Here is a 12,443-nt window from a genome sequence, read left to right as displayed (position 1 = left end):
TTCAAGGGGCGGGAGGAGCTCGAACGGCTCTACGCCGACCTGGAGCCCGCGAGGGGCACGATCACCTACTGCTGGGTGGGCGCGCGATCGGCGCACAGCTGGTTCGTGCTGCGTGAACTGCTGGGACGCCCGGACGTCAGGAACTACGACGGTTCCTGGGCGGAGTACGGATCGCTGATCGGGGTACCGGTCGAGCGCACCCATCGAGGGCGGAACCGGTGACGACGGGACGACTGCACGGCAAGGTGGCGCTGGTCACCGGCGCGAGTTCGGGCATCGGGGAAGCCGCGGCCAAGGTGCTGGCGGCGCAGGGCGCCCGTGTCGTGCTCGCGGCCCGGCGGACCGACGAGCTCGACCGAGTGGCGAAGGAGATCGAGGAGGCCGGTGGTGCCGCGGTCGCGGTGCGCGCCGACGTGCAGGTGGACGACGACCTGGCGCGCGCGGTGCACGCGGCTCGGGAGCACTTCGGCGGCTTGGACATCGCGTTCAACAACGCAGGTTCGCTCGGTACCCCGGGCATGGTCGCCGATCAGACGCCCGACACCTGGAGCGCGACCATCGCCACCGTGCTGACCAGCACGTTCCTCTCGATGCGGCACGAGATCCCGGCGATGCTCGAACGAGGGGGCGGGACGATCGTCAACAACGCCTCCCAACTGGGCCTGGTCGGCCTCGGCATGGGCGTGAGCCCCTACGTGGCGGGCAAGCACGGGGTCATCGGCCTGACCAAGGCGGCGGCCCTGGAGTACGCGCCGCGCAACATCCGGGTCAACGCGCTCGCGCTCGCCTCGGTGGACACGCCGATGTACCGCGGGTCGGTGGGCGGTGACGAGGAGATGGCGGGCCTGTTCCGCTCCATGCACCCGCTGGGGCGCATCGCCACCGCGGAGGAAGCCGCCTCGGCGGTGGCCTACCTCGCCGCGGACGAGGCCGCCTTCTTCACCGGGTCCGTGCTGGTCATGGACGGCGGGTGGACAGCGCGGTGAAAGCCACCCCGGTCCTGGCCGGCACCCTGCCGGGCGTCGTCGGCGCGGACCTGCGCGTGCCGCTGGTCACCGGGGCTAGCGTGCCGTACGCGAACCTCGACTACGCCGCCAGCACGCCGTGCCTGGTGGACGTGCGCCTCGCGGTGGAACGACTGCTGCCCTGGTACAGCAGCGTGCACCGCGGGGCGGGGTTCACCTCGCAGGTCTCCACGCGGGTCTACGAACGGGCGCGCGCGTCGGTCCGCGGGTTCGTCGGCGCCCGGCCGGACGCCACCGTGCTGTTCACGCGCAACACCACCGACGCGCTCAACCTGCTCGGGCACGCCCTACCGGGGGGCACGACGGTCTTCAGGTTCTCGACCGATCACCACGCCGCCCTGCTCCCGTGGCGGCGCGCGCGAGTGTGCCGCCTGGGGATGCCCACCGGGGCGGTGGACGCGGTCTCGCGCCTGGAGGAGGCGCTGGCCGCCGCGCCGCGCGGACCCAAGCTCGTGGTGATCACCGGGGCGTCGAACGTGACCGGCGAGGTGTGGCCGGTGGCGCGGTTGGTCGAGGTGGCGCGCTCGCACGGCGCCCGCACCGTCCTCGACGCCGCCCAGTTGGCCGCGCACGGACCGATCGACGCCACCGGTTGGGGCCTGGACTGGGTCGCCCTGTCCGGGCACAAGCTGTACGCGCCGTTCGGCGCCGGCGTGCTGGTCGGCAGCCGCGACTGGCTGGCCGCCGCCGAGCCGTACCTGCTCGGCGGCGGCGCCACCGCGCTGGTGGCGGAGGAAGGGGGCGTGGAGAGCGTCACCTGGTCGGGGCTGCCGCACCGGCACGAGGGCGGCACCCCCAACGTGGTGGGCGCCCACGCGCTCGCGGTCGCCTGCGACACGGTGTCGACCGTCGGTTGGAGCGCGATCACCGCGCACGAGCAGCAACTCGCGATCAGGCTGCGGCAGGGCATCGCCGAGATCCCCGGCGTGCGCCAACTCCGGATGTGGGACGGTGACCACCCGCGCCTGGGTGTGGTGTCGTTCAGCGTCGACGCGCCGGCGGACCCCCGGCTGGTGGCCGCCGCGCTGGCCGCCGAGCACGGCATCGGCGTCCGCGACGGTGCTTTCTGCGCCCACCAGGCGGTGCGGGCCATGGTGCGCGACACGAGCGGCGGGAACCCCGGCCGGGCGCTGCGGGCCAGCATCGGGATCGGCACCACGACCGAGCACGTCGACCGGTTCCTCGACGCGTTGCGCGACATCGTTGAGACCGGCCCCCGGTGGAGGTACCGGGAACAGGCACACGGGTGGGCGCCGGTACCCGATCCGCGGCCGTCGCCCGAGTTCTTGAGCTGACGAAGGATGGGGATGTCCGGGAAGTTCGGTGTGATGCTCTACCCCGACCAGCCGTTCGACACGCTGGTCGAGAGGTTCCGGTGGTTGGAGGACCTCGGGTTCGACCAGGTCTTCGTCCCGGACCACAGCGGTGACCTCCGGGACCGGCGCAACACCTGGCACGACAGCTGGGCGGTGCTCGCCGCCGCCGCGGTGAGCACCCGGCGGGTCCGGATCGGCACGCTCGTCGCCAATCAGGTCCTGCGCCCGCCGGCGCACCTGGCGAGGCAGGCGGTCGCGATCGACCACCTGTCCGGGGGGCGTCTGGAGCTGGGCATCGGCGCGGGCCTGTTCGACTGGGACCACTACAGCGTCGGGGAGCGACCCTGGTCTCCGAGGGAGCGGATGGTCCGCTTCGCGGACTACGTGACGATCGTGGACGGGCTGCTCCGCGCGACCGGTCCGACCTACAGCCACTCCGGTTCCAAGTTGTGGGTGAAGGACGTCGCGACCGCGCCGGGCCCGGTGCAGTCACCGCGACCGCCGATCACCCTCGGCGGGCAGTCGCCCACCGTGCTGCGGGTCGCCGCGGAACTGGCCGACGTCTGGAACACCCACGGCCCGCCCGGCGCGACCGCCGAGGAGGTCCTGCGCGCCACCGCCGCGCAGACCCGCACCATCGACCGCATCGCCGCCGACGCCGGTCGCGACCCGGCGCTGATCAGGCGCTCGTACACCATCTTCGGACCGTGGGACCCGAAGTGGGGGAGACACGGTTACGAGGAGGTCTTCGACCGGTTCGGTCGGTTGGGCATCACCGACTTCGTGCTCGACTGGCCCGGTGAGGACCACCGGAACGAGTTCGAGCGCGTTGCCCGCGAGCTCATCCCGAGCCTTCGCGAGTAACAGCGGTATCAGCACCAAGGGGGAACAGTGGTATCGCGAGGAACGGCATTACCGCAGGGAACGGCGTCACCGGCGGGGGAGTCGCCGGTGGTGGCCGGACGAGGGGGGACCGCTCGGACGACCGCGGTGACCAGGGAGGACCCCAGGTACGCGTACCTGGTCAGCGGGCTCAACCAGCGCTACGTCGGCACACCGGAGTCCGTGCACGTCGTCGGCTCGACCGAGGAGGTCGTCGCCGTCGTGCAGGACGCGGTCGACCGGGGCAAGCGCATCGCCGTGCGGTCGAGCGGGCACTGCTACGAGGACTTCATCTTCAACCCCGAGGTCCAGGTCGTGCTCGACATGTCGCGGATGGACGACGTGTGCTTCGACCCGCACCGGCGCGCTGTCGCCGTCCAGGCCGGCGCCACGATCCTCAGGACGTACCAGACGACCTACTCGGAGTGGGGGGTCGTCGTACCCGCCGGGTTCTGCTACTCGGTGGCCATGGGCGGCCACGTGAGCGGGGGAGCATGGGGACCGCTGTGCCGGCAGCACGGTCTCGTCGTCGACCACCTGTACGCGGTGGAGGTCGTCGTGGTCGATGCCCGGGGCCGTGCCCGCGCGGTGATCGCCACGCGGGACCGGGACGACCCGAACCGCGACCTGTGGTGGGCGCACACCGGTGGCGGGGGCGGCAACTTCGGCGTGGTCACGCGCTACTGGTTCCGCACCCCGGGCGCGACCGGTCACGACCCGAGCCGGCTGCTGCCCCGGCCGCCGGCCGAGTTGCTGGTCAGCGCGCTCAGCTGGTCGTGGGACGACCTGAGCCGCACCCAGTTCGACCGCCTGACCCGCAACTACGCCGACTGGCACGTGGAGAACAAGGCCCCGGACAACCCCGCCCGCGCCCTGATCAGCCAGCTCGTCCTCACGCACCGGTCGGCGGGGCGACTGGGGATGCTCGCGCTGGTGGACGCGTCGGCGCCGGGGGCCGAGCGGATGCTGTCGGACTACGTGGACCGGGTGGGCAGCGGCGTGACCGCCACGCCGAGCGCCCTGGTCGCGCCGCTGGGCGACCTGCCGGCGATGCCGCAGTTCGCGCAGGCCCGGAGACAACCCTGGTTGCAGGCGATCCGGATGATCGGGACGACGAACAGCACGTTGAACGACCCGACCCTGCGCGCCGAGTACAAGTCGGCGTTCATGCGGGGGACCTTCCCGGACGACCAACTCCGGGCGCTGTTCGACCACCTGGCGCGGGAGGACTACGCCAACCCCACCGCCGCGGTGCAGCTGACGTCCTACGGGGGGCGCATCAACTCGGTCGCCCCCGGCGCCACGGCCTCCGTGCACCGCGACTCGGCGTTCAAGCTGCAGTGGCAGGTGTTCTGGGGCGACCCGGCCGACGACGACGAGAACACGGGCTGGGCCAGGGACTCCTACGCGGCCGTGTACGCGGGCACCGGCGGTGTGCCGGTGCCCGACGACGTGACCGACGGGTGCTACGTGAACTACCCGGACGTCGACCTCGGGGACCCACGGTTCAACACCTCCGGCGTGCCGTGGCACTTCCTGTACTACAAGGAGAACTACGCCCGGTTGCAGGACGTCAAGCGCCGGTGGGACCCGCGCGACACGTTCCGGCACGGCCAGTCCGTCCGGCTGCCCTGATCCGGCCGGCGCCGGTCACCCCCGTGTCGCCGCGGGGGTGACCGGCGCCCGGTGCACGCCGGGAACGGGTGACGCCGGTGCGGTGCCGAAAACCGGGGCCCGGGCGTGCCGCCGGTCGGCTCAGGGGGTGCCGGGGGACAGGACCTCGTAGGGCAGCGTCGTCGCGCTCGTGCCGCGGTTGCGGGCGAGGGTGAAGGCACCGTGGGCGCTCGCCACGCCCCGGGCGTCACGCCACTCGACGAAGCGCAGCTCGTCCACGTCCACCCACGCGGGCTGGGCGGAGGAGCCGGTCACCTTCAGGTACGGCATCACCATGTTGCCCGTCGACGGTCCGCTGTCCAGCTCGGGCACGGTCAGGTCGACGACCACCCGGTGCCACCGGCCGTCCGCGGGGACGTCCACCGGCCTGGTGAGGGTCGCCACGACCTCCGAGGTGGGGTCCTCGGCGGGGTTGCTGTCGTCGAAGTGGTAGATGTCGAAGCGGACCTCCGCGGTCGCGGTGGAGGAGCGGCGGACCTCGGTGACCAGGGAGTAGGACGGTTCGGGGTCGGTGGGGACGGCCTTGCCGCCCTTGTCCTCGTAGGCCCGGTGGCGGGGCAGGGGGATGCGGGCGATCGGCCTGCTCTGCACCGAGTCGCCGTCGCGCACCTCCAGGCGCAGGGCGCGCAGGCCCTGCGCGGCGTCACCCGGGCGGGTGCCCTCGCGCTTGCTGTTCACGCTCCAGTGCACGGCTTCGCTGACGGCTGCGTCGGCGGTCTCGTCCTCGAAGTGGCCCCAGCCGTAGAGGTCGCGCCCGATGTCCATGGCGTCGCCGCCGGTCGGTTTGACGAGCTCCGACGCCGTCACGGGGAGGTCCACCACCGCGCCGGGCGCCACGTCCTGCTCCTGGGCGCGGCGGGCGGGGGCACCGGTGACCAGGCGGCCGGTGTGCCGCTCCAGGACCAGTTGCGCCGGTGTGCCGCCCCCGTTCGGGCGGGTGCGGACGGCGCCGGTGTCGTCGCGGTAGGACTCCAGCGGCAGCGTGCTGCGCTCCCACACGCGGGCGAGGACGCGTTCGGCGGCGGAGTCGGTGACCGGCACGGGCTTGTAGTCCACCAGTTCGAGCGGGAAGAGCCTGGCCTCCAGCAGGGTGTCGCCCTCCCACACGGTGCGCAGGAACGCGCTGGCGAAGGTGGCCAGGAAGTTCTGCTCGAACACGAAGTTGCCGAGGCTGTAGGCGATCAGCTTGCCCCTGTACCACTCGACCCCCTGGAGCACGTGCGGGTGGTGGGCGACCACGACGTCCGCGCCCGCGTCGATCGCCTTGCGGGCGATGTCGCGCATGTTGTCCGACGCCGCTTCCTGGAACTGGAAACCGGCGTGCACCTGGACCATCACCAGCGGGGACGTCGCCGCGGCCTGCTTGATCCGCTCGGTCGACGCCTCGGCGTCCCACCGGGCCGCCCCGCCGTGGCCGCGTCGCGCCACCCAGTCCTGCACCTCGGGGTAGACGGCCGCCAGCGACGCCCACATGCCGGCCACCTGCTCGTCGGACGCGCGTTCCTCGGCCGCGCTGAACCGCTCCCACGCCTCGCGGACGCGGCGCGGCGCGGACGGCACGCCCGCGGCCGGGTAGCCCCACGTCCTGGTGTCGTACTGCCACCGGTCCGACTCCGCGACGTCGTCGGGTCGTCGCGCGCTCGCGGCGGGGAAGCTCTCGTTGACGAACGAACCGTCCACGCTGGTGTAGGCCAGCACGGAGACGCCCGTGCCGGCGACCTCGCGCCGGTGCGGCTCGGTGGCCTCGGTGGCGTCGGCACCGGCGCCCACGGTGGCGATGCCCGCGCCGGACAGGGCGGCGCGCGTGTCGGCCACGCCGGCGTCGAGCAGGTCGCGGGAGTGGTTGTTGGCCAGCACCGCGAGGTCCGTGGACAACGCGCGCAGGCCCGCCACGGTGGGGCCGGCGGACTGGAGGATGTAGCGCTTGCCCGGGTAGGCGGCACCCGCGGGCTTGTCGCTGATGACCGTCTCCACGTTGGCGGTGCGGAAGTCGGCGGCGGCGAAGGCGGGCGCGATGGCGGACACCACGTCCTCCGCGCCGGCCGCGGCGTCGTCGGCGGGGATCAGCGGCTCCGCGCGCCCGCTGGACTCCTCCTGGGCCGGTGTTGCGTAGCGCCTGCCGAACATCACGTCGCCCGCCGAGTGGACGGCGAACCTGCCGCCACTACGGGAGAACAGCGTCACGTCGACCTCCTTGCCGGAGTCCGACCAGCCCAGCGGGACGGGTTCGGCCAGGTGGCCGTCCGCGGTCACGACGGCCGTGGCGGGTCCGGGCAGCTCGGGTGCCTCGACCACGCCGTCGTCGTCGGAGGTCAGCGCGACCGGGGTGCCCAGCGGTGAGTGCACGGTGACGGTGGCCCCCTCCAGCGGTTCGCCGGACTCGTCGAGGACCTTGAGCCGCACGGCGATGCTGCTGCCGCCCGCGGGGCGGAGGCAGCCGTCGCAGTCGGTGTCGCTGACCGCGTGGACCACGGCTCCCGCGGCCACGGCCAAGACGAGGGGGATGGCGACCCACGGCCACCGGTGTCTCAACGTGCCGATGATGCCCACAGCAGATAACCCTTTCGTGGTAACGAGAAAACGCTCGGGTGTCGAGGAGTCGAGGAGTCGAGGAGTCGGGGAGTCGGGGAGTCGGGGGTGTCAGCGGTCCAGGGCCCGCCCGAGGGCGCGGACGACGGGTTCCCAGCGGTCGGGGGAGTCCCGGGTGGTGCGGTTGACCTCGACGTGCGCGAAGAACGCGTCGTGCTCCGCGGCGGTGACGCCCTGCCGGTTGCGGGTGCCCTCCAGGTCGCCGCAGTCGCGCGCCCACGCCCGGCACACGCGCAGCCGTTCGTCCAGGGCGTCGGCGACCTCCTCCAGCAGGGGGTCCTCCCGCGCCGCGCCGGGGGAGAGCACGAGGTCCGCCCCCGGGAGGCTGGCGTCGTCGAAGCCGTGCAGCTGCACCTGCGGCACGCGGTCGCGCGAGTGCCGCTCGGCCGCGGCGTGGAACATCGTGTCCGCGCGGTGCGCCGCGTCGCCCGCCCCGTTCGCCGCGCGGCGGTGCGTGCCCGCGACGGAGAGCACGGCGCCGGGCACGCGGCGGAACAGGTCCAGGCCGATCTCCGCGGTGCGCAGGTCGTTGGCGGGGTGGGGGACCTGCACGGCGACGCGCACCGGCCGGGACAGGTCCACCACGTACAGGCCCCACCCGCGCTCGGTGTCGGACCCGGTGGTCGCGAGGGCGTAGGGGCGGCCGGTGCCCTCGTCCACGGCGCGCGCCACGGCGAACCCGAGGGACCGCAGGGCGTCGTCCGCGCCGGACGGGGTGGCGCCGAGGTCCGCGAGCGCCTCGGCGAACGCCCGCCGCTGCTCGGGCGCCGGCGGTCGGTAGGGCGCGTCCTCGCGCGGTGCGCCGGCGAAGGCGGTGACCCGTTCGGCGATCCCCGCGCCCGGGTCGACCGTCGGCGGCGCATCGTCGGAAATGCCGTTCGCGTAACAGCCGGCGAGCGAGATGCTGATCACGGCGAGAAAAAACGGGAAGCGACGCGGTAATAGAATATTGCTCACCTATGGTAACCGGTTTTGCTCGTTCGACGCACCGTTGAACTCCATCGGACTAGGTGTTGACGACTTCCGTGGTGCACAATCTACGGGCTGTATCAACGGGGGTAGCGCGATCGGGGGCGCGCCCTTCTCCTTACGGGTGATGGGTCGGAGAATTTTTCGTGCGCCACAAAAAAGTTACCGTCGGTGACGTCCGGGTGCGTCGCCTTCAGGAGCAATTACCGGAAACGGCGTTTCCCGCGACTGTCCGCTCACTTCCCGCGCTGCTTCTCGTCCTGCTCCTGGCGCTGGCCGCGACCACCGGCGTGCTGCTGAGCACGAGCGGCGACGACGAGGTGCCGGCCGCGTTCCTCGACTCCCAGCAGGAGATCGCGCTCGGCGCGGCCCGCTCCATCGGGGCGGCGGCGAACCAGGGCCTGGCCGAGCTGCGGACCGCGTCCGTCAACGCCGCCGGCGGAGCCGACCAGGTGCTGGACGCGCTGCTGCGCAACCGCAGGTGGCGCGGCGCGGCGGTGCTCGCCGACCCCGGCCGCTCGCTGCTGGCCGCACGCGGCGAACAGGTCCCGGTCCAGTCGGTCCCGGCGGCGGTCGAGGGCGCGGTGGTGACCTCCGCGGTCGCCCCCGGCGGTGAACCCGTCCTCCTCGTCACCGCCGAACTGCCCGGCGGGCGGCTGCTCACCGCGACGACGGCCGTGCGGCTGCCGGAACCGGACGCCGACGACACCCTCGGCCAGTCCTTCCTGATCACCACCCTCGCCGGCCGGGTCGTCGCCGCGACGGGCCCGCTGGCGCAGGGCCGCACCCCGGACGTCGAACGCCTCGTCACCGAGGCCGCCGAGGCGTCCACCGCCGGCGCCGGCGTGCTGCTCGGCGCGCCGGGCGAGCGCGGCCGGCGGACCTACGCCCACGTGCGGGTCGCCCCGTCGAGCAGCCCCGAGAGCCTCGACCTGGCCGTGGTCGCGGTCGCCGACGGCCCGCTGCACAGCGGCTCGCCGGGCACCTCGGGGATCGTCCCCGCCGTGCTCCTGGCGCTGCTGGCCGTCGTCGGGTTCGTGGTCGTGCGCCGCGTGCTCACCGGACCCGTCCTCGCCGTGCGCGCCGACCTGCTCTCCCTCGCCTCCGGGAACCTGGACACCGCCGTCCGTCCCGCCCGGACCGCCGAGGTGGCCCGCGTCGTCGCCGCGGCCGAGCTGTGCCTGGACCGCCTGACCGGCGGGAGCGGCGACGGCCGGCCGGTCACCGGGCGCCGCGTCACCGCCCGCGCCACCGCGGGCGTGCTGGCCCTCTCGGTCTTCGCCTGGTCCGCGGGCATGCTCGTGGCCTTCCGGCCCGCCGAGGTGGACATCCCCGCCGGCGTCGTCGCCGGCCTGCGCGCCCAGACGGCCAAGGCCACCGACGCCCTGCGCCGCAGCATGAACGACGGCCTGGCCGACCTCTCCGCCGTCGCCGCCGGCGCGGGCACCCCGGAAGCGCTGCGGGCGGCGCTGGAGCAGGTGATGGCCGACCAGACCCGCTACCGCAGCCTCTACCTCGTGGACCGCTCCGGGCGGTCCGGCGAGCCCGTCGGGCGCCCGCCGCTGCGCATCGGCGAACCCCCGGCGACCGGGGCGGGCCTGCGCCAGCAGAACCAGGCGGGCCGCGTGCCGGTGATCTTCGCCGAGGTCCCGCTGGAGGGCGGCTCCACGCTGATCGGCGAGTTCGACCTGGAGCACCTCGGCACCCTGCTGGGCCACGTGCCCGGCCACGCCCGCCTGGTCGACGGCGACTTCCGCACCATCAGCGCCACGGACGGTTTCATCGCGTTCGAGCAGGTCACCGACCCGGCGCTGCGGGACGGCGCCACCCGCGCCCAGCGCGGCGGCCCGGTCGGCGACGTCCAGCCCGGCGAGGACGGCCCCGGTGTCGTCTCCGCCGCCGCCGTGCTCGGCGGCGAGGTCGGCCGGCTCGGCTGGACCGTGGTGTCGGAGAAGCCCGGCGCCGAACTCGCCCTGCCCGTCAACGACGTCCGCCGCCACGCGAAGCTGGTCGCGCTGATCGCCGCGCTCATCGCGCTGTTCGGCTACGGCTGGCTGCTGTTCTCCGTGCTCGGCCCGCTGCGCCGGGTCTCCCGCGCCGCGGACGCCCTCGTGCGCGGCGACCTCAAGTCGGTCATCTACCCCCAGCGGCACGACGAGGTCGGCACCATCGCCTCGTGCCTGGAGATCTGCCGGCAGGCGGTGACCCAGGGCCCCGACCGCCTCGGCGAGGTGCGCCGGCCGAAGGGCGCGGCCACCGACCCCACCCAGTTCCTCAAGCCGGTGGAGAAGCCCGCGGCGCACACCCCGCCGCCCCGCCGGCCCGCCCGGCGCGCCGACGTCCGCACTGATGCCCGCACTGATGCCCGTGCCGACGCCCGCACTGATGCCCGCGCCGATGTGCGCGCGGCCTCCCGCACGCCCCGCGACCGGGTCGGGAAGGGCTCGGCGTGACCTACCTCTACGTCGTCTTCGTCCTCCTCACGGGCGGCATGTTCATCGCGGGCGTGGCCGAGCAGCGCAAGCACCTCGCCGAGCTGAACAGCATCGAGCACCGGGTCCTGGTCAACGGCATCCGCGGCAAGAGCTCCATCACCCGCCTGTGCGCGGGCGCGCTGCGCGGCGGGGGACTGGTCACCACGGCCAAGACCACCGGCACGGCCGCCCGCTTCATCCACCCCGACGGCAGCGAGGAACCCGTCTACCGCAAGTGGGGCATCGCCAACGTCGTCGAGCAGATCGGCATCGTGCGCCGCGCCGCCGCCTACCGGTCCGACGCGCTGGTGATCGAGTGCATGGCGGTCATGCCCGACCTCCAGGAGATCAACCAGAGCAAGCTGATCCGCTCCACCATCGGCGTGCTGTGCAACGTCCGCGAGGACCACCTCGCCGAGATGGGCCCCACCCTCGACGACGTCGCCCGCTCGTTGAGCCGCTCCATGCCCGTCGGCGGGGTGTGCGTGACGGCCGAGGTGGACCGGCTGCACATCCTGGAGAAGGAGGCGGCCAGGCGGGACTGCGAGCTGATCGCGGTCGACCCGGAGTCGGTCACCGACGAGGACATGGCGGGCTTCACCTGGGTCACCTTCAAGGAGAACGTCGCCATCGCGCTCAAGGTCGCCGAGCTGCTGGGCGTGAACCGGCGCTCGGCGCTGACGGGCATGTGGTCGGCCCCACCGGACCCGGGCGTGCTGTCCGTGCACACCCGCGTCGCGGGCGACAAGCGGATCAAGCTGGCCAACGTCTTCGCCGCCAACGACCCCGAGTCCACCCTGATGAACATCGAGCGGTTGCTGGAGCAGGGTTCCATCAGCCGCCCCCTGCACGTGGTCATCAACTGCCGGCCGGACCGCGTGGAGCGCAACCAGCAGATGGGCGCCCTGGTGGCGCGCATCGACCCCGACCGGGTCGTGCTCATCGGCGAACCGACCCGCAGCGCGCTGTCCACTGTGGACGAGCAGTGGCGCGACCGGGTGACCGACCTCGGCGGGGCGCGGAGCCCGCAGGAGCTGCTGGACGCCGTCCTGGCCGAGATCGAGTCGACCGCGTCACTCGTGGCCATCGGCAACATCCACGGCCAGGGCGAGGTGTTCCTGGAAGCGGTCGAGCACCTGGAGGAACCGCCGGCGGACGAGGTGCCGGACGCGGGGGGCGAACCCGTCGCGCGACCGGCGGCCCGACCCGCGCCGGTCGCCGACACCCCGTCCGTTCGCACCGCCCGCCCGGTCCCGCCCCGGCCCGTCCCGCCCGGCTCCGTTCAACCCGGCCCCGTCCCGCCGCGACCCGTCCCGGCCGGGGCCGGCGGGGCGCGGCCGGCACCGGGGAGGCCACCGCACCCCGTCCCGCCGCGCGGGACGGGTGACGCCGCACGGCCGTCCCGACCGGCGGGACAGGAACCCCCGGCGCGTCCCCGTGCGACCGAGCACCGGGTGCCCGCGGACCGGCCGCGCCGCGCCGCGTCGGCCGAGACGCGGTTCATCGACCCGGCG

General features: G+C 73.8%; 9 protein-coding genes. 7 read left to right on the top strand and 2 right to left on the bottom strand.

Translation table 11 applies throughout. The features are described from left to right. The 5 genes from ACR807_RS38185 to ACR807_RS38165 form a co-directional block, all read left to right on the top strand. Positions 1 to 222, top strand: a 222-nt coding sequence (locus ACR807_RS38185; RefSeq protein ID WP_438926398.1) for a sulfurtransferase, incomplete at its 5' end; no start/stop codon positions are given. Further along, positions 219 to 986 (top strand): SDR family NAD(P)-dependent oxidoreductase, encoded by a 768-nt coding sequence (locus tag ACR807_RS38180; RefSeq protein WP_438926397.1) that lies wholly within the window; start codon positions 219 to 221, stop codon positions 984 to 986. The genes ACR807_RS38185 and ACR807_RS38180, both read left to right, overlap by 4 nt. Further along, the gene (locus ACR807_RS38175; protein ID WP_438926396.1) at positions 971 to 2,320 is read left to right on the top strand and encodes an aminotransferase class V-fold PLP-dependent enzyme; all 1,350 of its coding nucleotides are present in this window, start codon (positions 971 to 973) and stop codon (positions 2,318 to 2,320) included. Before ACR807_RS38180 ends, ACR807_RS38175 begins: the two co-directional genes overlap by 16 nt. Positions 2,321 to 2,332: 12 nt before the next feature. Beyond that, positions 2,333 to 3,205, top strand: coding sequence for an LLM class flavin-dependent oxidoreductase (locus tag ACR807_RS38170; protein ID WP_438926395.1), 873 nt, complete (start codon positions 2,333 to 2,335; stop codon positions 3,203 to 3,205). A 126-nt stretch (positions 3,206 to 3,331) separates the two neighbouring features. After that, the gene (locus ACR807_RS38165) at positions 3,332 to 4,858 is read left to right on the top strand and encodes an FAD-binding oxidoreductase (RefSeq protein WP_438926394.1); all 1,527 of its coding nucleotides are present in this window, start codon (positions 3,332 to 3,334) and stop codon (positions 4,856 to 4,858) included. Between the two features lie 120 nt (positions 4,859 to 4,978). Here the strand turns inward: ACR807_RS38165 and ACR807_RS38160 are convergent, their stop codons facing one another. Further along, entirely contained in the window at positions 4,979 to 7,447 is a 2,469-nt protein-coding gene (locus ACR807_RS38160; protein ID WP_438926393.1) for a CapA family protein, read from the bottom strand. A gap of 90 nt (positions 7,448 to 7,537) precedes the next feature. Further along, positions 7,538 to 8,398 (bottom strand): hypothetical protein, encoded by an 861-nt coding sequence (locus ACR807_RS38155; RefSeq protein ID WP_438926392.1) that lies wholly within the window; start codon positions 8,396 to 8,398, stop codon positions 7,538 to 7,540. Positions 8,399 to 8,637: 239 nt separating this feature from the next. Here ACR807_RS38155 and ACR807_RS38150 point away from each other — a divergent pair, with 239 nt between their 5' ends. Continuing rightward, positions 8,638 to 10,908: a HAMP domain-containing protein gene (locus tag ACR807_RS38150; RefSeq protein WP_438926391.1), complete on the top strand. Its 2,271-nt coding sequence runs from the start codon at positions 8,638 to 8,640 to the stop codon at positions 10,906 to 10,908. Next, positions 10,905 to 12,443 (top strand): poly-gamma-glutamate synthase PgsB (gene pgsB / locus ACR807_RS38145; protein WP_438926390.1); only part of this gene is annotated, 1,539 nt, incomplete at its 3' end. The genes ACR807_RS38150 and pgsB, both read left to right, overlap by 4 nt.

It is taken from the genome of Saccharothrix sabaoui, assembly GCF_051756985.1.
GTDB lineage: Bacteria > Actinomycetota > Actinomycetes > Mycobacteriales > Pseudonocardiaceae > Actinosynnema.
The sequence above is the reverse complement of the archived record's forward strand: the minus strand, read 5'-3'. Positions and strand labels throughout refer to the sequence as shown.

Coding starts and splice junctions, on each gene's coding strand:
- ACR807_RS38170 (WP_438926395.1), top strand. CDS start 2,333: ATGTCCGGGAAGTTCGGTGTGATGCTCTACCCCGACCAGCCGTTCGAC.